Source organism: Shewanella sp. Sh95 (assembly GCF_001308045.1).
Classification (GTDB): domain Bacteria; phylum Pseudomonadota; class Gammaproteobacteria; order Enterobacterales; family Shewanellaceae; genus Shewanella; species Shewanella xiamenensis.
Genome location: NZ_LGYY01000235.1, coordinates 99,336 through 125,576, shown reverse-complemented (window position 1 = coordinate 125,576; position 26,241 = coordinate 99,336). Strand labels below are relative to the sequence as shown.

21 protein-coding genes are annotated in these 26,241 nt (G+C 46.2%); 4 read left to right on the top strand and 17 right to left on the bottom strand.

All coding sequences use genetic code 11. The features are described from left to right. Window positions 1-240: 240 nt before the first annotated feature. The 10 genes from AEA42_RS17770 to AEA42_RS17725 all read right to left on the bottom strand — a co-directional run bounded on the left by AEA42_RS17770 (window position 241) and on the right by AEA42_RS17725 (window position 14,302). Window positions 241-2,559 carry an MMPL family transporter gene (locus AEA42_RS17770; RefSeq protein WP_055648420.1) on the bottom strand — a complete coding sequence of 773 codons (2,319 nt, stop codon included), beginning with the start codon at window positions 2,557-2,559 and terminating at the stop codon, window positions 241-243. A 31-nt stretch (window positions 2,560-2,590) separates the two neighbouring features. Next, window positions 2,591-3,601 (bottom strand): YCF48-related protein, encoded by a 1,011-nt coding sequence (locus tag AEA42_RS17765; protein ID WP_055648419.1) that lies wholly within the window; start codon window positions 3,599-3,601, stop codon window positions 2,591-2,593. Between the two features lie 54 nt (window positions 3,602-3,655). Beyond that, window positions 3,656-5,020: a DUF1329 domain-containing protein gene (locus AEA42_RS17760; RefSeq protein ID WP_037419306.1), complete on the bottom strand. Its 1,365-nt coding sequence runs from the start codon at window positions 5,018-5,020 to the stop codon at window positions 3,656-3,658. Window positions 5,021-5,032: 12 nt separating this feature from the next. Continuing rightward, window positions 5,033-7,075 (bottom strand): DUF1302 domain-containing protein, encoded by a 2,043-nt coding sequence (locus AEA42_RS17755; protein ID WP_037426466.1) that lies wholly within the window; start codon window positions 7,073-7,075, stop codon window positions 5,033-5,035. Window positions 7,076-7,413: 338 nt separating this feature from the next. Then, the gene (locus AEA42_RS17750; RefSeq protein WP_037419300.1) at window positions 7,414-7,629 is read right to left on the bottom strand and encodes a DUF2835 domain-containing protein; all 216 of its coding nucleotides are present in this window, start codon (window positions 7,627-7,629) and stop codon (window positions 7,414-7,416) included. A 262-nt stretch (window positions 7,630-7,891) separates the two neighbouring features. Further along, on the bottom strand, window positions 7,892-10,453 hold the full coding sequence (gene pepN, locus AEA42_RS17745) for an aminopeptidase N (RefSeq protein ID WP_037426469.1): 2,562 nt from the start codon (window positions 10,451-10,453) through the stop codon (window positions 7,892-7,894). An 83-nt stretch (window positions 10,454-10,536) separates the two neighbouring features. Continuing rightward, a complete protein-coding gene (prc, locus tag AEA42_RS17740; RefSeq protein WP_055648418.1) occupies window positions 10,537-12,582 on the bottom strand; it encodes a carboxy terminal-processing peptidase in 2,046 nt (681 codons plus the stop codon). A gap of 28 nt (window positions 12,583-12,610) precedes the next feature. Beyond that, window positions 12,611-13,252: an RNA chaperone ProQ gene (gene proQ, locus AEA42_RS17735; protein ID WP_086023985.1), complete on the bottom strand. Its 642-nt coding sequence runs from the start codon at window positions 13,250-13,252 to the stop codon at window positions 12,611-12,613. Between the two features lie 277 nt (window positions 13,253-13,529). Beyond that, on the bottom strand, window positions 13,530-13,988 hold the full coding sequence (locus tag AEA42_RS17730) for a GAF domain-containing protein (RefSeq protein ID WP_037419288.1): 459 nt from the start codon (window positions 13,986-13,988) through the stop codon (window positions 13,530-13,532). A 14-nt stretch (window positions 13,989-14,002) separates the two neighbouring features. After that, complete coding sequence (locus AEA42_RS17725) at window positions 14,003-14,302, bottom strand: YebG family protein (RefSeq protein WP_037419285.1); 300 nt, start codon at window positions 14,300-14,302, stop codon at window positions 14,003-14,005. Window positions 14,303-14,507: 205 nt separating this feature from the next. Between AEA42_RS17725 and AEA42_RS17720 the strand changes: the two genes are divergently transcribed. The 3 genes from AEA42_RS17720 to AEA42_RS17710 are packed head-to-tail and all read left to right on the top strand — an operon-like array spanning window position 14,508 to window position 18,385. Beyond that, window positions 14,508-15,143 (top strand): paraquat-inducible protein A, encoded by a 636-nt coding sequence (locus AEA42_RS17720; RefSeq protein ID WP_037419282.1) that lies wholly within the window; start codon window positions 14,508-14,510, stop codon window positions 15,141-15,143. 1 nt (window position 15,144) lies between these two features. Next, the gene (locus AEA42_RS17715; protein ID WP_037419279.1) at window positions 15,145-15,762 is read left to right on the top strand and encodes a paraquat-inducible protein A; all 618 of its coding nucleotides are present in this window, start codon (window positions 15,145-15,147) and stop codon (window positions 15,760-15,762) included. Continuing rightward, entirely contained in the window at window positions 15,749-18,385 is a 2,637-nt protein-coding gene (locus AEA42_RS17710) for an MlaD family protein (RefSeq protein ID WP_055648417.1), read from the top strand. The genes AEA42_RS17715 and AEA42_RS17710 overlap by 14 nt, the downstream gene beginning before the upstream one ends. Window positions 18,386-18,510: 125 nt before the next feature. Here the strand turns inward: AEA42_RS17710 and AEA42_RS17705 are convergent, their stop codons facing one another. Then, entirely contained in the window at window positions 18,511-19,737 is a 1,227-nt protein-coding gene (locus tag AEA42_RS17705; protein WP_055648416.1) for a spore maturation protein, read from the bottom strand. Window positions 19,738-19,891: 154 nt separating this feature from the next. Between AEA42_RS17705 and rsmF the strand changes: the two genes are divergently transcribed. Next, window positions 19,892-21,340, top strand: coding sequence for a 16S rRNA (cytosine(1407)-C(5))-methyltransferase RsmF (gene rsmF / locus AEA42_RS17700; protein WP_055648415.1), 1,449 nt, complete (start codon window positions 19,892-19,894; stop codon window positions 21,338-21,340). A gap of 256 nt (window positions 21,341-21,596) precedes the next feature. Here the strand turns inward: rsmF and AEA42_RS17695 are convergent, their stop codons facing one another. The 6 genes from AEA42_RS17695 to pabC form a co-directional block, all read right to left on the bottom strand. Further along, window positions 21,597-22,385 carry a TatD family hydrolase gene (locus AEA42_RS17695; protein ID WP_037426481.1) on the bottom strand — a complete coding sequence of 263 codons (789 nt, stop codon included), beginning with the start codon at window positions 22,383-22,385 and terminating at the stop codon, window positions 21,597-21,599. 128 nt (window positions 22,386-22,513) lie between these two features. After that, window positions 22,514-22,840: a PilZ domain-containing protein gene (locus AEA42_RS17690; protein WP_037419265.1), complete on the bottom strand. Its 327-nt coding sequence runs from the start codon at window positions 22,838-22,840 to the stop codon at window positions 22,514-22,516. Between the two features lie 6 nt (window positions 22,841-22,846). Next, complete coding sequence (gene holB, locus AEA42_RS17685) at window positions 22,847-23,803, bottom strand: DNA polymerase III subunit delta' (RefSeq protein WP_037426483.1); 957 nt, start codon at window positions 23,801-23,803, stop codon at window positions 22,847-22,849. Continuing rightward, window positions 23,797-24,426: a dTMP kinase gene (gene tmk, locus AEA42_RS17680; protein WP_037426486.1), complete on the bottom strand. Its 630-nt coding sequence runs from the start codon at window positions 24,424-24,426 to the stop codon at window positions 23,797-23,799. Before tmk ends, holB begins: the two co-directional genes overlap by 7 nt. Next, entirely contained in the window at window positions 24,423-25,433 is a 1,011-nt protein-coding gene (gene mltG, locus AEA42_RS17675; RefSeq protein ID WP_055648414.1) for an endolytic transglycosylase MltG, read from the bottom strand. The genes tmk and mltG overlap by 4 nt, the downstream gene beginning before the upstream one ends. After that, window positions 25,430-26,239, bottom strand: coding sequence for an aminodeoxychorismate lyase (gene pabC, locus AEA42_RS17670; RefSeq protein WP_055648413.1), 810 nt, complete (start codon window positions 26,237-26,239; stop codon window positions 25,430-25,432). Before pabC ends, mltG begins: the two co-directional genes overlap by 4 nt. Window positions 26,240-26,241: the final 2 nt, after the last annotated feature.

Genomic DNA, 26,241 nt, shown 5'->3' with positions numbered 1-26,241 from the left:
GCAGCGCTTTTTTTCATTATTTGGATGCTTCGGCTTAACAATCTGAGAAAAGCGAGTGTGATCTAGATCGTCGCGCGAAGTTTATTACTAAATCCTCTGTATTTCGAGGAAAATTTTAGTGGTACATCCTCTTGAAATCCAGTCGCCACGCGATTAAAGCACACAAAATGACCAAACAATCGTAAAAACAGACTATCTATGCAAAAGAAAATGGGGAGTTAAACTCCCCATTCATTGATACTACTTAGCTTGTCGCCAAAACACTGCCGACAACGCTGGCAAGATAATTATTGCCCCCAACATATTTACCACAAACATGAAAGTAAGCAGGATCCCCATATCCATTTGGAACTTTAGCGCCGAGAAAAACCAAGTGCTTACCCCAATCGCCAAGGTTAAGCCGGTGAATATCACTGCACTGCCCCGCTCGACTAAGGCTTCATAGTAGGCTTGTTGAACTGGCATCCCATTCGACAACTTGGACGACATGGTCGACAGGATATAGATACCATAGTCGACCCCGATGCCTACACCAAGGGCGATAACGGGTAAGGTACTAACAGCTAAGCCAATATTGAGCTGAGTCATCAACGCTTGCGCCAGTGTTGAGACTACATAAAGTGGAATAATCACCGCTACCGTTGCCTTAAATGACTTAAAGCTGATAAGGCAAAGTACAAATACTGCGCCATACACATAGATCATCATAGGTAATTGGGCTTCAGCAACGGCTTCATTGGTTGCGGCCATCACTCCCACTGGGCCAGAGGCTAGCTTAAATTGCAGCTTATCATTATTCATTTTGGCCGCGACCGCTTTCACCTTGGCAACCACAGTCTCAATGGTTTCTGCTTTATGATCCTGCATAAATAAATACACTGGCATCACCGAGCAATCACCATTTAACAACCCTGACGTCGTAGGAATTTGACCAATCGCCTGCACTAAACTCGCCGTTGTACGCGGCAACACTTCCCATCTTGGATTGCCTTCGTTAAAACCTGCGTTTACCTTTTTCGCCACGGATGCCAAGCTAACGGTTGACTCAACGCCAGGAGTATTACGTACCAACCACTCAAACTCATCAATCTGGGTCAATACATCGTGATAGGTACAAGCTTCTGGAGTAGCTTCAACTATCACAGTCATTACATCCGTGGTGATAGAGAAGTGGTCGGTAATAAAGAAAGTATCTAGGTTATAACGTGAATCTTGGTGCAGAGCAGGCGCGCCGCCTTGTAGATCACCAATTTTCATCTGGTTTGCCTGTTGCAGCCCCAAAAAATACAAGGCTATCGTTGCCACTATCACTACCATCGCATATTTAGGCGTAGCAAATTTTGCTAGGTAGCGCCAAATCGCCTCGGCACGCACTTCATCCGATGATGGCGCAGCACCTTGTGGCGCAACTTTGAGCTCAGTAAAGGAAATCACCAGCGGTAACAGGATAAGGTTAGTGAAAATAATCACACCGACACCTAAGGATGCCGAAATCGCTAGCTCTCTAATAATACCAATATCAATAGAGAGTAACGTAATAAAACCCACTGTATCAGACAGTAATGCTACGCCACCGGGGACGAGTAAGCTACGAAACGCCGAAGCCGAGGCCGCCTTGGTCGTTTGTCCATCCATCACCCGACGTCTTACCGCGTTAATAATCTGTACACCGTGACTAACACCAATCGCAAACACCAGAAATGGCACCAGAATCGACATCGGATCGAGACCGAAACCAATTACCGTTAATAAACCAAGCTGCCAGATCACCGCAGTTAAGCTACAGACGAGAGGGAATATTGTCAGAATAATCGATTTAGAAAACAGATAGACCATTACAGCGGTGATAAAAATGGCAATCACGAAGAACAGCAATACGCCTTTGGCACCATCGGCCACGTCACCCGCCATCTTGGCAAAACCAATGATATGGATTTTCACCTTGTCGGTTTCATACTTACCGCGAAGTTCCTTCTCCAACTGAGCGGCAAAGGCGATGGTATCTAAGGGTTTACCCGTTTGTGGATCAAAGTCCATCAACTGGGCCGACACCATAGCAGCACTGTAATCATTGGCAATCAAACGTCCCACAATGCCTGCTTTTTCGATGTTATCGCGCACCGTATTCAAACCCGCTTCAGTGGTCGTAAAATCGGCGGGGATCACAGGGCCGCCAGCAAAACCATCTTCGACAACCTCAGTAAAACGAGTCGAAGGTGAAAACAAGGACTTCACCTGCGAGCGGTCAACACCGGGAATAAAAAATAGCTGATCATGGACATTTTTAAGGGTATCAAAAAAGTTAGGGTTAAAAATATTGCCGCTGGTGTCTTCCACCGCCACCATAATACTATTGGCGCCACCAAAATCTTTTTGGTGTTTGAGGTAGGTTTGCATATAGCTATGATTGAGCGGAATATTTTTAATGAATGCCGCATCCATTTTTAGTTGGCTTGCCTGGTAGCCCAAAAAAAACGTCAGCAAAATAAAAATGCTCACCACCCAAGCGCGGTTGCGGAATAAAAATGACTCAAATCCGTTGACCAGTTTTTCTAACATCTTATCGGCCCTGTTATTGTTGTTTTATAATTTATGGCTTCAGAGTGAGTAGCCCTTGGCTACCCGATAACCACACATTCCCTTGGTTATCTTTGGCAATTGAAACTAAGTTTTCCCCTTGGCGACGAGTGACAATACTCGAACTATCATCCTTATTTAACTGGATAACCACGCCAGCATTTCCCACTAGATAAAGGCTAGTGTCCGAGCTAACCATGGCGCCGTTGATGGATGATTTAACTGGCATCTCAATCTCATCCCATTGGCCAAGACTCAAATCCGCCTTAAAAACATGCCCCCTAAGCCCCATTACGTAGACTGAATCCTGCAATTGGATAGCATTGAACATAGAGCCATCGTAATCAAACCCTGTGCGGGTAAAGGTTTGGCCTTTATCAGCCGACACCGCCACTAAACCAAGCTCTCCGACTAATAATAAGCGGCCATCATTAAGCTCAATCATCCGATTAAAATGTGGCAATAATGAAGCGCGCTCGGTCAGATAAGCGTCTTGGTCGCTATTTTTTAACTCAGCTAAATAGGACACATCTTCTTCGGCCAGTAACTCTTCATGGAATTCCTCAGCCCAATTTGCGCCACCATCACGGGTGCGATAGAAAAGCCCGTAGGCACCAATCGCTATGCCCTCTTGTTCATTTAAAAACAACACATCAAGGAAAGGCTTTTCAATTTCAGTCGACTGCATTTGTAACGACCAAGTTTGGCCGCCATCTTGAGTGTGCAAAATGGTGGCATCGTGACCGACAGCCCAACCGAGTTTTTCAGTTAAAAAGAAAACCTTTGTTAACTGAACCGAAGTTGGCGTCGGGACTTGTTGCCATTTGTCATTGAACACTAACACATGACCACGCTCACCCACGGCAACCAAATGCTGTCCAGCGTGTGCAATATCGAGCACTAAAGAAGATGCGGCCAACGGCTGGATTTGTGGAAAACGCTCTGGCACAGCAGAAAACAACGGGGAAGAAAATAAACAACCAACACTTATCGCAGCGACACATTGAAGGATGCGAAACGACATACAAACTTCCTTAAACTAATGAGGGGCGCTTAGCGCCCCTTTTACCGTGGCTGATTAACGAATACCTTCACGACGCAGCGCATCTGGGGTGAAGTTCGCTTCACTCAGTTTGGCATCGAAATTATACATACCGCTCTGGTTGTCTAAGCCCATAGCTAAGTAACGACGGGACTGCAAATCATGGAACACTTCTAAGGTATCCCACTGGGTAGGTACTTCGTAATAGTTCAAACCATGGGCAACCGCCACACGATAAAGTTCATTACGGTTGTCATACAGATCGGCAATCGATACCTGCCAAGAGTCTTCATCAAGATACATCACGCGGGTTTTATAGATATGGCGCATACCGTCTTTCAGTGTCGCCTTAACTTCCCACACGCGGTGTTTTTCCCAACGGACGAACTCAGGATTGATATGACCGGGTTTTAAAATCTGATCATATTTCAGCTTATCTGAATGCAATTTGTAGTCGTTGTAAGGAATATAGATTTCTTTCTTGCCCACAAGCTCCCAGTTGTAGCGCACGGGTGAGCCGTTAAACATGTCGAAATCGTCAGTGGTGCGCAGACCATCGGATACGGTACCCGGTGTATCAAAGGCAACGTTTGGTGCTTTACGCACGCGGCGCTGACCTGTGTTATAGGTCCATGCCTGGCGCGGTAAAGCTTCTTGATCCATGGTTTCTTTAACTAGCAGCGCAGTACCCGCTAAACGTGCAGGTTGAGTCACTACTTGTTTAAAATAAAACAAGGTGTTGCTCGCTTTTAACTGATCTAAAGTAATCTCAGGACGAGAATATTCGAAACGGATTTCCTCGGCAGTTTCCACTAAGGTGAAACTACCATCAGCTGTCGGTGCCGCTTGGCTACGTGAGGTTTCAACATCCACACCACGGAAGCGTAGAATATGGTTCCAAATCGCTTCTAAACCGTTAGCCGGAATAGGGAATGGAATACCAATCGATGCACCCGAAATACCATTACCTTGCGCCACCAATTCGGCACGGGTCGCATTGGCTTTGGTCGCATCGTAAACAAATTGCGGTACGGAAGCACTACGACGAGTCTTGTACACATTCATCTTGTAAGTATCAGGATAAAGCTCAAATAATTTCATCTGACCTGGGGTCAAAAAATCTTTATATTGCGCTTTGTTTGCATTGGTAATGGTAAATTCAATCTTATCTTCAGGAAAAGGATCAGGATGATGCATCCCCTTAGTGTAACCCGCTACTGGCTTAGTAATACCACCATCCCATGCGGGGATAGAACCATCAGCATTTCCAGCCTTTTCAGCACCTAATGGGGTTAATTCGTTACCCAGTTTTGCGGCCTCGACTTCGGATACTTTAGCCATCGCTGCTGGTGCTACAAGTGCCATAATGACCGCACTTGCCAATATCGACAGTTTCTTCATTGTTATAGTCCTTTAGATCGAATACTTGATATTGAATGAAATATAATCACGATCTGCCATCGCGTTGGTTGTACCTACACCACCAAAGAAGTTGTTGTAGGACAGATCGGCCCCCCAACGGTTTTGGTATTCAAAGTTCAGACCCAAAGCGACTGACTTGCGTCCCTCAGTGAAGAGGAACATAGGATCTGGTGTAATACCATCAACATCGTGCGAGAAAATCATCCTTGGAGACATGTTTACACCCGCAAACAAGTTGTTGAACTCAGCTTTAGCTACAAGGCGATATCCCCATGCGAAATCGGTTGGGAATGGGTTAGTTTCAGGGCCGTTATGCAACGCTTGAATAATGCCTGGCATATCAGGATTACCGCCAGAACGCGCCGTTCCCGGACCATTTAAGCGCAATTCATCAAACCCAGGCATATCATGGATCCACACCCCGCCAACTTCAGCTAACATCGTCAGGTTATCTAGGCCCAATGTAGGACCAAATAGGTGAGTGAAAGTGACTTGCGCCTGAGTCGTATCTAAGCGGATAAAGCCGTCAACGGTATCACCAGGCTTTACTCCATCAATTTGTGAAATACCGTCGAAATCGGGGCGAATACCGGCATTTGCTAACTGCTGAGGCATACCTGCGAACAGTAGTTCTACGTCATCAATTTGCAGTGGTTCATCTTGGCGGTGGGCAATTTCAGCACCGACTGAAGTATCGCCTAGTGAAGTGTTAAAACTGAAGCCATAAAGCTTGATGTCTTCAGGGTACACAATTTGCGCTTTAGAGAAACTCTTTAAGCTGAGCAGTAATTCGCGGTTGATATCACCCGCATTTTGCCCCAGAACCGCTAAGTCAGATAGCAGTGCACCAGTGCTAAAATCGGCGGCTGTACCGCTGATCAGCGGACGGCGGCTATGGTAGTTCATAAAATAGAAACCAAACTCGGTATCGCCCAATTCAGGCGCGTAATACCCCAATTTGACACCATATTGGCCATCATTACTTGGCTCTTGTTCATCTTGCACTAAAGTGACTTTAGTAGGATAAGCTAATGCCATCGCGACGAGCTGTTGCGTTGGAATTGTCTGACCACTGGCAATCATCCCTGCTAGACGTTGATATTCCTGCATCACAAAGTCTAAGTTGATATCAGGGTTGGCGTTAAAACCTAACTGTGCGTTTTGATTGTAGCCACCAAAGCCAGCAAAATCGTTAGTCGCAAAAATTGAACCGGGCGTTGGCACCCAAATAGGTTCCCAATCATATTGATAGAAAGCTTCTACCGATAAGTTTTCTGTGATCCCAAGAGAAGCCCACACCATGCCCTGAGGTCTAAAGGCTTCTTTCAGTTCTGCACCGGGAGCATTAAGGATGTTCAAATCAACAGGGTTAATCTCACCAATACCATGGGCGATAAGAGTACTTTCCCCCCAAGAAACCACTTGGTTACCTAAACGGATAGAGAGTGGATTGGCACCGTCATTTAAATCAAAATTCGCATAAACAAAGGCATCTAACAGACGGATGTCCTTACATTGCACTTCTGAAGCACGATTATCCTCACAAGGATCGAATTCTTTGCCTGTTATCGGATCATTGAAGTCATAGTTACCATCGTTTAATTTACGATCGTAAAAATACATGCCACGAGCAAACAGACCATAATTCTCATACTTCAGGGACAGCTCATGTAATCCTTTAACGATCTCAGAAGTAGTATCACCTTGAGAATAAAGCAAATTACTTAAATCGTTATTGCTTGAATAGGAACCTGGCTGTGCCCAAATCTCAGCAGATGTGTATTTAGTATTGCCAAACGCAGTATAATTCGACCAATCAAATTGTGGCTGGTTAACTTTACCAATTTGTCCATCCCAATCGCGCTCACCGACACGCCAACTGGCACCCGCGGTCCACGTTGAGTCAAACGTGCCTTGTACCTCCCCCCAATCGAACGCAACCGCATTAACATTCGATATCATCAACAAACTCAATGCCGACGCCACCCCCAAAGCAAGCGCCGACTTGTTAAAACTTTTTTTAACAATTTTCATTTTAGCTCTCCGTACCCTGCTGGATTCTTTGTTTTAGGAATTACAACCAACATCTTGTTAGCTCACAGGTAACATCATTGTTACAGCAATTAATCCCTATGAGCAAGGCACAGTTAGAGAAAATTTTCTAAAGAATTAAGCACGTAGACACATTTATGTCATCGAGTACAAAGATGGGATTTAAATTAGTAAAGCAGAAGATTGGAATACTGAGGCAAAACAAGATAAAAAATCATAAATTTCATTAACATAATCACAAAGAAATTATCATGTTTTATTAATTGTAATTAGTCGACCGTTTAAAGTAATTACTCTAAGATAAAATCAACAATTTGTTTCTACAACCGCTCCAATGACACAAATTGACCTTTATCGTCGAGCACGAGTTTAAACTGCCCATGAATACCATTTTCAGTTAAAAAACGCCTAAAATGTCGCCCGCTAATCCAAAGGATCCGCCCTTGACGTTCACGCACTTCAACTTTATCGGCCAGCCCTTGATAGTAAGGTAAAAAATCTTGATAGCTAAGGGTTAACTTAAAATACAATTCCATATTGATAAGGGCAGCAAAATGCTGCCCTCCTCCTCTAATTAACCTGAACTCGGGGTAACGAGTGTCGAAAAACCTAAATTTAATAAACTAACTCAATGCTATAAATGATTATTTTGAAACGAAAAATCTATTATCTGCCTGAATGCGCAGATTTGTGCGCATATCAAGGCGCTCTGTCGTATGCCATAGCGAGCGATGGTGAGACAGAGCAACGCAGAGAGGCTCGAAAAGAGCCTATTCAGCGGCTCTGCTTATCTCGAGCTCAGGTTAATGACGACTTCGCTAACGCTTTGGACACTTTTTCGAATAAATCCTTAGAGAGTCCAGGTAAGTCTAATAAACGCGTTAAACAGGCCTTAATCTTACGCTGACGTGTTTCATCGAATTTACTGAATTGGATCAGCGGTGTCACCATTCTGGCGGCAACTTGTGGGTTAAGCTGATTTAAGTTGATAAGGCACTCAGTTAAAAACTCATAACCTCTGCCATCGGCGCGGTGGAATTGATAAATATTTCCAGAGGCAAAACTACCAATAAGCGAACGCACCCGATTGGGATTACTCATGCTAAAACTCGCGTGTTGTTGTAATTGACGTAATGTATCAATCACATCATCGCTATCATGAGTCGCCTGTAACATAAACCATTTATCCATCACTAGCGGCGTATCACGCCAGCGCGTCTCAAATTGAGCCATTAACTGGTCACGGCAAGTTAAAGAGCCAACATTGGCTGCCGTTAATGCGCCGAGCGAATCCGTCATATTACAAGCCTTAGCAAACTGCTCTACCACAAAGGTTTCGGCATCATTGCTAACTCGGCTAAGCCAATTTAGACATTGGTTTTTAAGGGCGCGGGCTTTAGTGCAATCCAAATTAACCAATGAGCGATAAAGTGCCGTTAATTCATCTTCGCAGTAAGCAGCAAGCTCTGTGAGCACAAATTCACGCGCGAGCGCTAACGCATCAAGGTCAACAGTATCAGTTTGCTCAATCAAAGCGGAAGCCGATGGAATCGCTAAAATCTCAGCCATTAATGCCTGATCGAGTTTCTCATCGAGTAAAGCCCCTTTAAAACTATCCTTCACTCTTCCATCTAAGGTCATCGTCTGATGTTGCTGTAAATGTTCAACATTTTGCCAAATTGCTTGGCTAACGAGAGTAACGGATGCCTCCCAACGCGCCACTTCACTCGAAGCAAAACGCATCAAATGAACAAGTTGGTCAACTTCGAAGGGATAGTGCAATTTAACTGGCGCAGAGAAATCTTGCAGCAATGACGCCACAGGTTTATGGCGGAGTCCTTCAAAAGTAAATACTTGTTCGGCGTCAGTAAAACTGATCACTTGGTTGACCAGTGATAGTCCCTTATCGTCCAACAGCTCCAGACTAAAAGGAATATGCAGCGGCGAGGTGCAGCCTGTAAGAGTCTGTTTAAGTGTTAACTGATAACGCCCTGATGCAGCATCAAAACTGTCGCTTGCGGTTACTACCGGCGTACCTGCTTGGCTATACCAGAGGCGGAATTGGGTTAAATCGATACCACTGGCATCTTCCATCGCCGCAACAAAATCATCGCAGGTCACAGCTTGGCCATCGTGGCGTTTAAAGTATAACTTCATCCCCGCTTGGAAACGGGCTTCACCAAGCAAAGTGTGCATCATGCGAATAACTTCGGCGCCCTTGTTATACACTGTCACCGTATAAAAGTTATTCATCTCAATCACGGACTCTGGACGAATTGGATGTGCCATTGGGCCTGAGTCTTCAGCGAACTGCTGGTTTTTAATGACTTTAATGGCGTGAATTCGATTTACCGCGCGCGAACCTAAATCCGAACTAAACTCTTGGTCGCGAAAAACTGTTAAGCCTTCTTTGAGACTTAATTGGAACCAATCACGGCAAGTGACACGGTTGCCCGTCCAGTTATGGAAATATTCATGGCCGACTACGGATTCAATACCATGGTAATCCTCATCAGTGGCGGTCAAAGTATCGGCGAGGACATATTTGGTATTAAAGATATTTAAGCCTTTATTTTCCATCGCCCCCATATTGAAAAAGTCGACAGCAACGATCATGTAGATATCTAAATCATATTCAAGGTCAAAACGGGACTCATCCCAAGCCATAGACTTTTTAAGGGATGCCATAGCATGGTGCGCCTTATGCAAATTCCCTTTATCAACAAAAACCTGTAGCACCACTTTACGCTGACTGCGGGTAATAAACTCATCCTGCAACAGATCAAAATCACCTGCCACGAGGGCAAAAAGGTAGGCCGGCTTGGGGAAAGGGTCCTGCCAACGTACATAATGGCGTCCGCCATCGAGATCACCTTTGTCAATCAAGTTGCCGTTACTGAGCAGGAACGGGAACGCCAGCTTGTCGGCTTCAATACGCACAGTATATTTAGCCAATACGTCAGGACGGTCGAGGAAGTAAGTGATACGTCTAAAGCCTTCAGCTTCACACTGGGTGCAATAGGCACCGTCAGACATATAAAGCCCTTCGAGGCTTGAGTTGGCTTCAGGATCCAGTTGGGTGATGATGGTCAGCTCAAACTCATTTAGGGTCGTTTCGATTGTCAACTGCCCTTCACCAACTTGATACGCTACCTGTTGACCATCAATCGCCACGCTGACTAAGGTTAATCCTTCACCATCAAGCACTATAGGATTAGCGTGGGAAGAGCTACGTTTAACCTTGCTTATAGCCTTAACAACGGTATTTTTACCGTTAAGATTAACATCTAAGTCGATGGATTCAATCGTGAACTGGGGAGCTTGGTAGTCTTTAAGGTATTTTGCTTGAACTTGTGTCATTTCGTTCCCTTTAACACTGATTTAAATAAGAAAAACGCGCCATAAGCGCGTTTTAAGGTAAGGTAAACAGACGTAACTTCCGCCTATTTAGTGCCAGCGTTAGCTAGCTTTTTCGCATCCACCATATCTAGAGTGATATAAGCCGTTTCATCTAAAAATGCATCTGGCGCAGCAACATCATCTTTAATATCTTCCATCGATTTAACTGGCGCTAAACCATTGGCTACGCGACGCTCATTGGTTCTATCGAGCACTTTCTTCTCATCAGCTTCACGTGATGCAATACGCTCACTTTCCACTAAGGAGACCGTTTTCTCTTTGTGATGCTTTTTAAAGTCAGCAATGTCTTGATTGATATAGTTAAACTCAACACTGTTTTTAATACGGGCAAGGTGCTTTTTCTCTAAACTCGCCACCAGTTCAGGGGTGATATCATTTAGCGTACCGTATTGCGCCATCGGGACTTTGTCCCAAGGCAAAGCATTCTTCTCTTCAGCTTCACCATACTCACCAGGCTCTAACGCACTTGGATACGCAATATTCGGTGTCACACCTTTGAGTTGTGTACTACCACCGTTAATGCGATAAAACTTCTGAATGGTGTATTGCACATGCCCAATAGGTTTCTCGTACATATCGTAGATGCGACCTAGGCTCTTATGCTGTTGCACTGTGCCTTTACCGAAACTGGATTCACCAACAATCAGTGCACGATCATAGTCCTGCAATGCTGCTGCAAAAATCTCAGAAGCTGATGCGCTGTAACGGTCAACCATCACGGTCAACGGACCTGCGTAGGTAGTCTTGCCATCGTTATCGCGGTGAGCTGACACACGGCCATCGGCATCACGGATTTGCACCACAGGGCCCATGTCAATAAAGAGTCCGGTCAGTAACACGGCTTCGGTTAATGCACCGCCGCCATTACCACGTAAATCGATAACGACACCTTCAACTTTTGCTTCGTTGAGTTTAACGAGTTCCTTTTCCACATCCTGGGATAAATTCATATAGAATCCAGGAATTTGGATAACTCCGACTTTACGATTGGCGTATTCACCGTCTTTAGGCTCGATGATTTTAGAAGTCGCAGCACGGTCTTCTAAGCGAATCTTGTCACGTACTAAAGTGACATTAAACGGCTTAGCATTTGAGCCACCTTTCTTCGGTAAAATCTGCAGAACGACTTTACTGCCCTTAGGTCCTTTGATGAGCTCAACCACATCGTCTAAACGCCAGCCGATAACATCAACGATCTCGCCGCCCTCTTGGCCAACACCAACAATCTTATCTTCTGGTGACAGTTTTTCACTGCCAGCGGCAGGACCACCTGCGATTAAACTCTTAATCACAGTGTAATCATCTTCGAGCTGTAACTGCGCGCCAATACCCTCTAGGCTCAAGTTCATTTCCATTTGGAAACGCTCAGCATTACGGGGGGATAAATAGCTAGTGTGCGGCTCGATGCTGCGAGAAAATGCATTCATCACCGCTTGGAACACATCTTCACTATTGGTCTGAGTCAAACGTTTGATGGCGTTGTTATAACGTTTTTGCAGAATCTCAACAATTTCAGGCCATTTTTTGCCAGTAAGCTTGAGATTCAACGCATCATATTTGACTCGCTGACGCCAAAGCTCATTGATTTCAGCTTGATCTTTTGGCCAAGCGACATCTTCCCTATCGTACTCGTAGGCATCACCAGGAACGGTAAAATCCATTTCTTTATCGAGCAGAGAAAGTGCGTACACAAAACCTTCGTAGCGACGTTTTTGAACCAAATCAAACATTTTGTAGGCAGGGTCGAGTTCACCTGAACTCAGCATATCGTCAAACTGATTGATATAAGGTTTAAAACTGTCGACATCGGCTTGGGTCAGCACATTGCGACGGTAATCAAGTTGCTGTAAATAGCGGTCAAAAATCTGCGCAGAAAACGCGTCATCGAGCGCAAATCGATGGTAATGCGAACGAGTGTATAAATCTGTCACTCGTTTACTGGCCACTTTATGCTGCGCTTCCTGCTTGAGAGTGGGTAACTCGCTGATTTGAATCGTAGGAGGCACAGCCCAAGCCGAGAATCCGACAAAAACAGTGGCGATGGATGTAGCCAAAATGAGTTTTCGCATCAACAAGTTACTCCGTTAGATTAAATGATTACAGCAGAATATGTTCTGCTTTCACTTTTATCGTTAAGCCGCTATCAAGCTGAACATGAATGTCTTCTTTGTTAATGTCAGTGATCACGCCGGCTACTGGCGTCATACCTAACTTAACATTGACACGCTGTTTCTTAGCTAAATCGGTCAATTGCGCTTGGACTAAGTTAACAGCAGGTTCAGCCTTAGGAGCCACTTTGGCAGGACGCTCAGTCTTGCGGGCAGGAACAGCTACTTTCTTAGGGGCCTTTTTCGCTGGAGCTTTGCCAGCCGGAGCCACTTTGGCAGCTTGAGCAGCACGCTTAGCCTTGGCTTTTTCTTGGCTTTCTTTCAACATGGCTTGAGCATGATCGATATGTTCTTGCTCTAGCTCGCCACAAGGCTGACCATCAAGATCCACACGCTGGGCACCAGCTTTTACCGATTTGAGGTAACGCCAACTGCTAGTGTAACGTCTTAACGCCACGCGCAGTTGAGTTTTACTGACTTTAGAATCATCAGCCAACCTTTCAGCCAAATCTTGAAACAATCCGATTTTTAATGGCTTAGTTTCACCTTCAGCAATAAAGCACAAAGGAAATGTTTCATACAAATACGCCAAAATTGCGTTGGTGTCGGTCAACTTATCTGTTGATTCCATCATTACTTCCACAGTTAAAAAGGGACATCGAATTCGAGGTGATATAAATCAGCTTCTTACGTGTCGTTTATCTTGGTTAAGCTCACAATTGAGCCAAAGTACAAATTAACATTCTCGCCGAGTTAACTAAAGTTAAAAAATATCAGTTAACCATTTTTTACGGCTAAACCTCTCAGGTTTATTCGGGCCATGCCCAAACAAGCCTTATCAGGGCATGCGCTATTATAAGGCGCACGCCACCGATTGCGACTATGAATTATGCGTTATTGTACGCAAATTAAGCAAATAGGCAGTTTTCGAAGCTTTTTACCAATAATTCCAAGCCCTTTTGGTCTTCTTCGTCAAAGCGGTCAAAAATAGGGCTATCAATATCCAGTACAGCAATCACCTGACCATTAGCGCGAACAGGGATAACAATTTCGGAATTACTGGCCGCATCGCAGGCGATATGTCCATCGAATTGATGCACATCGGCAACCCGTTGAGTTTGATTAGCCAGTGCTGCAGTGCCACACACGCCTTTACCCATCGGAATGCGGGTACAAGCCACTTTACCTTGGAATGGGCCTAATACTAACTGTTCGCCGCGCATAACGTAAAAACCTACCCAGTTTAGTTCGGTTAGGTTGTCATTAAGCAGGGCTGAAAAGTTAGCCATGGCAGCCACTAAATCATCTTCGCCTTCGAGTAACGCTAACGCTTGACGGTTCAGTGATTCATAAAATTGCGGTTTCATATGCTTCCTAAAAATTATTCAGCAGCATCGTCCTTCTTAGACGCTTTTTTGGCTGTGTTTGGTTTTGTTGGCGTACTATTAACTTGAACCACACCTTTAAGCAAGTTTGTTAGCTCATCTTTATTGTTAGCAAAATAGAATGCGAGCTGTTCGGTTAGACTTTCATCAATCCCAAGTTCCGCTTTCTGAATAAATGGAATGAGGTTATCAGCGATGTCGAGCATCTTATCGTAGGCATCAGCCTCCTTTTTCGATGTGAATGTCATCTTTTCTACCCCTTCTCTTACCACGACAAACTGTGTAATAACTGCCATGACCGCCCTCGCACTGTTTTTATATACAGTAACCAGAATGACATAAAGTGAACTAGTGATGCAAGTGTTCTGATTATTCTGATATTATGACTGCGCTTTATGTTGTGGAGATGGGTCAATCAATTTGATATCTCACCTTATAATTTGTTGTTTTCGGATTATTTGCTCAATCTCAGTGGCTTTGGGGCTAATATAATATTTTTATATGCATGACAATACAGCAGAAAACTCTGTAATCCTCTGTCGTTCCTGCGACTTGGCCATTCGGAAACGTGCCCTCCCAACTGGGGTCAGAGCATTGTGTCCGCGTTGCAACACCGCACTTTATGACACTCCATACTGTTCAGTAAATGGCATGTTGGCACTGTGCATTACCGCGTTGGTGTTCTATTTTCCTGCTAACTTTTTTCCTGTGCTAGAAATCCATTTTCTGGGCAGTATTCGCACAACAACGGTATTTCAAGGCGCTTTTGCCGTCTTCGAACAAGGTTATTGGGTGGTGGGATTAGCCGTACTTGCTGCCGCAGTGGTTGGCCCTGGTTTATTGATCCTATCGATTCTTGCGCAAATTTTGATTATAAAATGGGGGCTTGCAAGCCCATTTTGGCGCCATAGTCTCAAACAATTACTCACATTTCAGGGGTTCCTTTCGCAGCTGACGATGCTTGAGATTTATGTGATTAGCTTCCTCGTCTCATCATTTCAATTATCTGATTTTTCGGATATTTATTTTGGAATGGGTACCTTTTGCTTCACCATGCTTTTTTTAGTCACCCTGTTTTTACAGCGTGAATACGATATTGAGCATATGTGGGGTCTTCTTATGCAGGAACATCACTGATATGAAGCAGCAAGGAAAGGATTTAGGCCTGTGTTTGTGCCGCGTTTGTAGGCAACTCAATAGCAGTGAGGATAGCCACTGTAGTCGTTGTGAGTCAGAATTACAGGTCCGCGATTACAACAGCTTACAAAAAAGTTGGGCGCTGCTTATTACTGCCGCCATTTTATTGGTTCCAGCCAACCTCTATCCCATTACGGTGCTCACCAATCAGGGAAAGGTACGTCACGATACGATCTTTTCCGGAATTGTTCATTTAGTCCAATCGGATATGTTACCCATCGCCATTATTGTGTTTATTGCCAGTATTTTAGTGCCTTGGGTAAAGATTATCGGCTTAGCCACTTATCTGTGTGCTATCAGTTTCAACCTGCCAATTTCAAAGCAAAAACTTATGGTGGGATTTCATGTTATTGAGTGGATTGGCCGCTGGTCGATGCTCGATTTATTTGTGATCTCGCTGACCGTTGCCCTGGTGAATATGGGGCAATTACTCGATGCAAAGCCTGCACCCGCGGCCACGGCATTTGCATTGGTGATTTTACTGACGCAACTTGCCGCAAAAGTTTTAGACACTCGTTTACTCTGGGATCGACTGGAACCTCAAGATGACACAAATTGAATCGCCAAAAGTTGTGAAGAAAAAGCTCTTTTCGCCGATTTGGCTGCTCCCGATTGTGGCGCTCGCGCTTGGCGCATGGCTGGGTATTAAGAGCATCAAAGAATCGGGCATTGAAATTCAAATCCACTTCCCCAGTGCTACGGGGATCGACGTGGGCAAAACCTTAGTCAAATACCAAGGCTTAACCGTTGGTAAGGTAAAAGATATCGGTATTGATGATGATCTTAAAGGCGTTAACGTGAAGGTGATGATGGACTATCGCGCTAAGCCTTTCTTAAATAAAGAAACCCTCTTCTGGTTAGTTACCCCAAAGGCCAGCATCACAGGCGTTGAAGGTCTGGATGCGCTGTTTTCAGGCAACTATATTGCAATCCAACCAGGCAAAGGCAATGCCGCTACCTTGTTTGAGGCAGAACGCCAACCGCCACCAATGCAAATTGGCTCCGAAGGGGTAATGATTGAACTGACGGCCGATAAACTCGGCTCATTAGATGTGGGCTCGCCAGTGTTCTTCCGTCAAATACCTGTGGGCAGCGTGGTCAGCTATCGTTTAGACGGCAACGCTAGAGTGATTATCAGCGCCTTTATCCAAGAGCAATATGCACGTTTAGTGAAGAAAAACTCTCACTTTTGGAATGTGTCAGGCGTTAAAGTCGATGCTAGTTTAGCGGGTATTAAAGTCAACACTGAGAGCCTTGCTTCTATCCTTGCGGGTGGTGTGAGTTTCAGTTCCGATGAAAAAGCGCCTGCGGCACAAAATGGCGACAGTTTTTCCCTCTATGATTCCGAAACCAGCGCTCTTGGCGGGATTGAAGTCAGTCTGACCATGAGTGATGGCAATGCTATTGATAAAGGCACTCGCATTGTATATCGCGGCATCACCATTGGTGCAGTTCAAAGCAAGCAACTCACCGCTGCAGGTGTGACTGCGGTGGCAAAATTTGAGCCTGAATACGCTAACCTATTAACTCGGGACGGCCAGTTTTGGCTTGAAGGCGCCGATATTTCGCTCTCAGGGATCAAAAACCCCGAGCGTTTACTCACAGGAAGCGTGATTAACTTTTTACCCGGCACCCATGCTAATTCGGCACTGCCAAGTAGTTTTGCCTTGCAATCCTCAGCCCCTGATGTGCTACAAGCGAAAAAACTCAAGGCAACAATAACCTCGGCCGAAAACATGGGCTTAACCGCTGGCGCCGAAGTGCGTTACAAGCAATTACCTATCGGTCAGGTGCTCGAGGTGAAATTAACCAAAGATCTGTCGGCCGTTGAATATCAACTTGAGCTGCAACCTGAATTTGCCAGCTTAATCCGCAGTGATAGCTATTTTGTTCCCGAATCAGCGTTGAGCGTCGATGCGTCTCTTGATGGTGTATCGGTCAAAGCACGCGATCTGGCGACATTAACTAAAGGCGCGGTGAGTCTGATCCCTGGTACCAGTAATACCCCGCTGGCGGCAAATGCGCGTTTGCCACTCTTTAGCTCAATGGATGAAGCTAAGCAATTCTTTGTCCGTCAACAGCGTTTATACTTTACTCTCATCAGTGCTGATGGCGCCGATATTAGTCAAGGATCTCCGATTTACTATAAAAAAATGCAAATTGGTAGCGTGGAGTCGGTCAACTGGCAGAGTAAAACCGAAGACTTTGCGATTAAGATCGCTATCGATAAGCAGTTCCAACCCTTAGTGCAAAAACCTAAAGTCTTTTGGCGTAATAGTGCCGTGGATGTCAGCGCCAGTCTTGCGGGTATTGATGTCGCCGTTGCTCCACTACAAGGCGCGTTAAAGGGCAGTATCAGCTTAGGTTTATTGGACAGTTCAACGACTGAGCCTAATGCGGCACTTAAACTATACGAAAGTAAACAGCTCGCCTTAGCGCAAGCTCAAGCCATCAAACTCACCATACCCGCCTCGGCAAAATTGGCTGCAAAAGCCGCCATTCGTTACCAAGGTCATCAGGTGGGTGAAGTGACGCAAGTTAAGCTCAATACCGATTTAACCACCCTTACAGCCACCGCCTATCTCTATGGCGACTATGCCGAGCATTTCAGCCGCAGTGATACTGAGTACCATATGGTCGAAGCGCAAATATCTTTAGCAGGCATTAAAGCGCCAGAAACCTTAATCACTGGGCCATATATTGGCGTGTTACCGGGTAAGAGCAAGCAAAAGGCGAGTCAATTCCAGGCCAAATTGGTTGAGAGCAGCTACGCCAACGTGGCCGAAGATGCGCTTAAGTTTATCTTGGAGGATAGCAACCTTGGCTCGATGAAAGTCGGCACGCCTATCTTCTTCCGTGGCATTAAAGTCGGCCAAATCGATGGTTATAGCCTATCGTCTCAAGGCAACAGTGTACTCATGCAAGCGCACATTGAGCCCCAGTACAGTCACTTAGTAAATCAGAGCAGTCAGTTCTGGGACGCCTCAGGCATTAAAGTCGATGTAGGTATTTTCTCTGGTGCGCAAATTGAAGCCGGTTCGCTCGAAACCCTATTAGCGGGCGGCATTAATGTTGCAACTAAAGAAACAACTCAAGAGAGTAACCGCCTCAGCGAAGGCGCAGTGATTAAACTGCAGCATAAAGCCGAGCGTGAATGGCAAGAATGGGCTCCGGCGCAATAGCCTCCCATGCAATAAATAATCGCGCTATTGATGTAAGCTGAAACGCTAAAGTATTTAAACGCGACATTAACATCAGGCGCATTTGGTCAGTTCCAATGCGCCTGATTTTTATCATATAACGCTGCTTATCCATAGAACCAATAACAGACAGCAATAGCCGCACTGATCCCTGCAAAATCCGCCGTTAGACCACAGGCGAGCGCATGGCGCCCATGACGAATACCCACTGAACCAAAGTAAACCGCCAGCACATAGAAAGTCGTTTCAGTGCTGCCTTGGAAAATCGCCGCCAATCGACCAGCAAAGGAGTCCACTCCGTGGTGTGCCATGGTTTCGAGCATCATCGCCCGCGCGCCCGAACCACTAAAGGGTTTCATCAACGCTGTAGGCATAGCATCGACGAAGCGAGTATCAAACCCGAAAAGACTCACGCAACTCGCAATCAGTTGCAGCAGGTAATCCAACGCGCCCGATGCCCTAAGTAAACCAATCGCCAGCAGCATGGCTAGAAGATACGGGATTAGTTGGATCGATTGGTTAAACCCCGCTTTGGCACCTTCGATAAACTCATCATAAATAGCTACTTTTCGCACGCCCGCCACCAGCACAAAACTGAAGACTAACAGTAGCAATACCCCGTTGCCCAAGGCGGTCGACACTGTGCCAATCGCGTCTGCCGTTAAGGTCATCAAATAAAAACCACTGGCGACTAATGCCGACAGCAGCACAGCGCCATATCCGAGTACCACGGCATTGAGTAGTGAAAGGCGCTGCACAAAGGCGACAATCAGAAGCCCTGCTAATGTCGAGGCAGAGGTTGCGATGAGTATCGGTAAAAAAATGTCTGCCGGTGCCGCCGCTCCCTGCTGAGCACGGTATAAAAACACCGTGACAGGCACTAAGGTCACCGAGGAGGTATTGAGCACTAAAAATAGAATTTGTGCGTTAGTGGCAACGGTTTTGACCGGATTAAGACTCTGCAAATCCTGCATTGCCTTTAAACCTAATGGAGTAGCGGCATTATCCAATCCAAAAATGTTGGCCGTTAAGTTCATCGTCATACTGCCAAATGCGGGGTGTCCGTTAGGCACTTCGGGCATTAAGCGGCGCAGCAGCGGCTCAAATACAAAGGCAATCGCCCCAACAACGCCGGCTTTTTCACCAATTCGCATTAATCCCATCCACAGGGACAACACACCCACTAAGCCTAAGGCGATTTCAGCGGCGAGTTTAGCGCTGGCAAACAAGGCCTCAACCGCGTTGGAAAGCACATCGATATGCCCATTAAAAAGCTGCACAGCCATCGCCAACAGCGATGTGAGGAAAAACACTAACCACACCCGATTTAGCACTCTGCCCCTTCCTTATTGTTATTCAAACTGTTTATTCGTGTCGTTTTGTTTATTTAACGCAAATCTGAACCAACGATAGTAGAGGGATAAAATCCCAGCCCCACTAAGGGATTATGATATACTTGCCGCAGTTGATACACAGCCAAATTCCGTTATGGTTCAATTAAATCAAAATTTTATCAGTACAATTGCCCAAGAATTGCCCGCCCATCTGTCAATGGATGACTTTATTGCGGCCTGTTCAAGACCACTTCGTCGCTCAATTCGCGTCAACACCTTAAAGATCAGCAGCGAAGATTTTAAGCGTTTGATGCAGCCCAAAGGATGGACCTTTGAGCCCATCCCCTGGTGTAAGGATGGTTTTTGGATAAGCTACTATGAAGAAGAGCAGCTCGGCAATGCCCTAGAGCATATTCAGGGCTTATTCTATATCCAAGAAGCCAGCTCCATGCTGCCGCCAATCGCACTATTTACCCCCAATGCAGATTGGCAATGTGTGTTGGACTTAGCAGCTGCACCTGGCTCTAAAACCACGCAAATGGCCGCCTTGATGAATAATCAAGGCTTATTGGTTGCCAATGAATATTCTGCAAGTCGCGTCAAAGTACTCCATGCTAATGTGCTGCGCATGGGCGCGAGTCACTGCGCCCTAACCCACTTCGATGGCCGAGTATTTGGTGAGTATCTGTATGAAAGTTTTGATGCGGTATTAATTGATGCGCCTTGTGGCGGTGAAGGCACGGTCCGTAAAGATGCGGACGCGTTAAAATCTTGGTCGCTCGATGAGGTTCTTGCAATTAGCGAAACCCAAAAAGCCTTAATCGAATCCGCATTTTTGGCCTTAAAACCGGGTGGCAGTTTGGTTTATTCAACCTGCACCCTTAATCGGCACGAAAACCAAGGTGTATGTGAATATTTGCAGCAAACCTATGGCAATGCAGTGCAATTTGAGTCCTTAAGCCAATTATTTGATGGTGCTGACAAAGCCACTACGCCAGAAGGCTTTTTGCACGTTTGGCCACAGATTTACGACAGCGAAGGCTTTTTTGTCGCGAAGTTGACTAAAACCCGTTCGGTACCACGCCTACAGCCTGAGCCGAAATTGCAAAAGAATTTCCCCTTTACGGAGGCGAGTGCCAAACAAGCCAAAGCCATTCAAGCCTATTTTACCGATGATCTGGGTATCGAACTGCCCGATGATCTCATTATGGTGCGCGACGATGAGTTTTGGCTATTTCCCCATGAATTTAAAGACTTTATTGGTAAAATGCGCTTTCAGCGGATTGGGGTTAAGCTTGCCGATCACAGTAAACATGGCTTTAAAGTGCGCCATGAGGCGATTATTGCTCTAGCGGGTAAAGCGCTTAAAGCGGGGGCAAAAAACGGCGCTAAAGTCGTAGAAGTGAGCGATGAGCAGGCAAAAGAGTATTTGATGGGACGAGATATTCCCCTCGATACGGCCAGCAAAGCTCAGGGCGAAGTGATTGTCTGTTATGGCGGCGCGCCTTTAGGCATGGCGAAACATTTAGGTAATAAATTAAAAAACAACCTGCCCAGAGACTTAGTGAAAGATAAAGTATTATTGCTACCACCGCAGGCATAATGGTTATAAATAGGTGATTTTTTAGCGAGAAATAACCTAAAAAACGGGGCAGAGAAAGTGTTACTCATACTAAACTCAACTACACTGAGTCTATTGTAAAGTGCTCTGTATGGCACTTTCGTTTGTAGCGCACGGCTCTTCAACGAGCCATTCCCCTAGGCCCAAACAGCTAGAATCGTTTTGGGCCTTTTTTTATGGGCTTGCGTTTTAACGAATATGAGCAAAATTGTGCTCACAAGAGAGGGGCAAACCTAAATCAACGCCCAATCAAGCGCGCCGCATCCTTAAACAAGTTAAAGAAGTTCTCACTGGTATACTGCGCAAGATCTTCGTAACGCTCTCCGCGCAGCTCTGCCACAAACTCGGCCACATCACGCACATAGGCGGGTTGATTTTCCTGTCCACGGTGTGGAATAGGCGCAAGATAAGGCGAATCGGTTTCCACCAATAAACGCTCTTTCGGCACTTTGCGGATCACGGTTCTTAACTCACCGGCATTTTTAAAGGTCACAATGCCTGAAACGGAAATATAAAAACCTAAGTCAATCGCCGCCTTGGCCATTTCCCAGTTTTCCGTAAAGCAATGTAACACGCCACCGACTTTATCAGCCTGCCCCGCTTTTAGCATGTTGATGGTGTCTTCACGGGCATCACGGGTATGCACAATCAGCGGCTTATCAACTTCAACCGCCAAGGCAATTTGTTGCTCAAAACATTGCTGTTGCAGGGCTTTAGTTTCATCGGCATAAAAATAATCTAACCCAGTTTCACCAATGGCCACCACTTTGGGGTCCATTGCAAAACGGCGAATTTGCTCCACATCGAGGCCGTCTTTCACATCCAGCGGATGCACGCCCGAAGATAAAAACACCTGCTCGAAACCCGCAACCTTGTCGCGCATCGACTCAAATCCCTGCTGGCGCACATTGACACAGAGCATATAGTCGACACCGCGCGCCTTAGCGTTGGCGAGGATGAGTTCTAAGGTGGGTTGATCGGGAGCCGCTTTCAGGCGATCGAGATGGCAATGTGAATCGATAAGCACAGCAATGTCCAAGCAGATAAACAAAAAGGAGCACAAGGATACTCAGCGATGGGATCGAGGTCAAATTTCGCTAAGGCTTCACTCAGCACTTAATACTCAGTGTCGACCCTAGCTGACCACTCTATGCATTACATCGTGCAGGTTAAGTCACCAGAGGCGAGTTCACGGGATAACAATTTTTCAATATGGTGTTTATGGCTGTCGGGCTCTGAGACTATCTTGATACCAATCCCAGCAGGACGTCCACCCGATGCTCCCAAAGGATTGATCCACACAACGACGCCACGAAATTCGTTTGAGGTGGTCGCGCCGGGTAAACGATAGGCGATGGTTAAGGTCTCACCGAGGTAATGGGTTTCCCCGGTGGCGACAAACAGCCCTGCCGGTTTGATAAACGGCATATAGGCGCGGTAAAGCTGATGTAAGGTATCAAAATTGACGACAAGATCGACCATGGCATGTTACTTATTTGTTATTTCTTTATATTCTAAGACATAACTTTGACACAAGCCTAAATAATTGACACTCGGCATTGCACTTAAGCTATGACACATTCCCATGATTTTCGCCGCCAAGTTCCCTATTTGCGCTTGCACAAACGCATCTTGGTCGCCGTACTTCAATAAAACTTGTCTCAGGAGTAAGTATAAAACCTTAAGAGCATCAATGATTTGTTGTTCACTTATCGTTAACAAACTAGCACACAGATGGCCCGACGACAAACTTTGCGCCCAATCTTTGCGAAACCTTAACAAGGCTTGATAACGACTGGGTTGCGTACCGTCAGATTGCAAACTTTCGGCCAACTTTAATGGGCCACCGACCACACTCAAGCACCAAGTCACATCCTCTTGGATCTGGCATTGCTGAATTAACCAGTTTTTGATCAACATTTTAGACGGCGTCACAAAGGGAAGCCGCTGACAACGACTACTGATCGTGGCCATTAAACGTGCGGGTGTGTCGGAATGTAATAGTAGTAAGGTGTCTTTACCCGGCTCTTCGAGCGTCTTGAGTAGCGCATTGGCAGAGGCTGAGTTTAAACGCTCGCTATGGTGGATAATGGCTACACGGCGGCCACTTTGCTGGGCAGTCGCACTTAAGCGGCTACAAAGCTCACGAATTTGATCGACTTTGATTTGATGGCCATCGGCCTCGATTTGATAAAAATCAGGATGATTACCCGCATCAAATAACTGGCAGGACTTACAAAAACCGCACCCGCCCGCGGGAGTGGGTTGTGAACACATGGCGGCGCGCGCCATAAACACACTCAAAAGTTCACCGCCATAGGCAGAATCGATACCCACGAGTTGCGCGTGAGGGACTTTTTGAGTTTGCAACTGGGTTAAAAACGCCTGCCTTGGCGCATCGAGCCAAGGCAGGGTTAATACATCAAAACCGCTTTGCACTACCATGCCATCGCCTGTAACACGGCCAGAATATCTTTATGCACTTCGGCCATGGTTTGGCTGGCGTCGATAACGACAATCCGCTCATCTTCGCTGGCAAGCTTGAGGTAAGTTGCGCGCGCCCGTTCAAAAAAGTCGATGGCTTGCTGCTCAATTCTATCAAGTTCGCCCCGCTTTGCTGCACGTTGCAGCCCAAGCTTAGGGTCAAGATCAAGATAGAGGGTTAAATCGGGTTTAAACCCTTTGAGCGTTGCGTTACTTACGGCTTCGACTAAAGGCATTAAGCCACGTCCGCCGCCTTGGTACGCTAAAGATGACAGATTGTGCCGATCCCCTAACACCCATTTGCCTTCAGCCAGCGCGGGTTTGATCACATTGGCGACGAGCTGGGCTCTGGCGGCATAAATCAATAAACATTCAGACTCATCACATAAAGGATCGTTTGGGTCGGCAATTTTCACTAAATCACGAATGCGCTCGGCCAGCGGCGTGCCGCCTGGCTCGCGGGTGCAAACAGGCGCGAGCCCGGTGTGCTTTTCAATAAAATCGCGAATAAGGGCAATCGCACTCGATTTACCGGCGCCTTCCAGTCCTTCAACAACGATGAATTTGGCGGATGCTTGGGTCATTTTTTCTTTCTCTGATAAATATCGACGGCGCGGTTATGTTCTTCCAAAGTGGTCGAGAATACATGGGTACCATCGTTACGCGACACAAAATACAAATAACTGACCTTGGCTGGTTTCGACACTGCCTGTAATGAGGCCTTGCTCGGTGCCGCAATCGGTGTTGGCGGTAAGCCGAAAATCCGATAGGTATTAAACGGTGTCTCTTCGACTAAATCTTTACGGGTGATATTGCCTTTAAATCTGTCTCCCATGCCATAAATCACCGTGGGGTCGGTTTGCAGCTTCATGCCTAGATTCAGTCGATTAATAAAGACGCCGGCGATTTGATCACGCTCAAAGGCTTGACCAGTTTCTTTTTCGACAATCGATGCCAAGATCAGCATTTGGTAAGGTGATTTAAGCGGTAAATCGGGCACACGCTCTGCCCACGCTTTGGCGAGTTCTTGCTCCATCATTTTGTAACTTTGAATCAGCAGTACCTTGGCATCACTGTCAGCAGTGTAATGGTAAGTATCGGGGAAGAATTTACCTTCGGGCAGCGCCGAATCGTCGCCCTGCTCCATCAATACCGCACTAAAGACTTCAGGAGACAACTGTAAGTGCGGCGCACTCGCGAGTTGTTGCTCCCACTCGGCAATGGTTTTGCCTTCGACTAAGGTCAGGCTGAAGGTTTTCACCTTACCATTCACTAAATCATTGAGTAAGTCGGCAATCGACTGCGAAGGAGACATCTCGTAAAGACCGGTACGGATCTTCGCCAGTTCTGGGCGCAATCTCAGTAACCATTTGAGTTTCCACTTGTCTTGGATAACACCATCGGTTTCTAACTGTTGGGCCAACTGGTGCACGCTGGTGCCACGGGCAATGGTTAATTCTTTGGCTTCGGTTAGGACTAAGGGGGTTTGGCTGTAATCAATAATCGTTCGATAGCCCCAATAACCAACCAAACAAGCTAAAGTCAGCAAGGTCAACAACGTAGAACTTGCGATCAGAATGATTTTTTTCATAGTGAGAGTGAAAGTGTTTGTCTAAGATCTGCTGTCAAAGGAGAAGGAGTAAAAGTGTGCGAGTCAATCGCCAGCACATCCACTACGCCTAAGACGCTGTTAGTGATAAATGCCGAGTCAAACTCCACTAAACGCTCGGCGCCAAACGGCAAACAATTGATATTCATCTGCTGTGCAAGTAAGGCTAACATAACTTGCTCGCGCATCACACCCGCGACGCCGCAGCGTTCCAACGACGGGGTAATCACTTGATTGCCTTTGACAAAAAAGATATTCGCCATCGAAGACTCTATCACCTGCCCAGTGCAATCCAGCACCAACCAATCATCAAAACCTTGGGCTAAGGGCTGGGATTTGATCAACACTTGCTCGAGGCGATTAAGGTGCTTTATGCCCGCCAATAAGGGTTGATGACCTAATTGGACCGCTGACGTCGCAAGGCGAATGCCCTGTTGCTGCCACAAGGCATATTGGGCAGGAATAGGATGAACTGAGACGACTTCAGTGACTTGAACCAGCTCTGGCGGCGCATAGCCACGGCCACCCACGCCCCGTGTGAGCATCAATTTAATACAGTGCTGTGGGTATTGCTTGGCGAGAGTATCGAGTTGTTGGCTTAGGGCTTGACTCATTTGCCAGTCAAACCCTAGCCGCGCAGCGCCTGCCGTAAGACGGGCTTGGTGCTGCTCAAAAAACAAAATGCCATGCGCATCGGTTCGCATCGTGGCAAATAGGCCATCACCATAGGCAAGCCCTCTGTCCATGGGAGCAATGCTTGCCTGTGATACCCCATTAACCCAAATCAAGG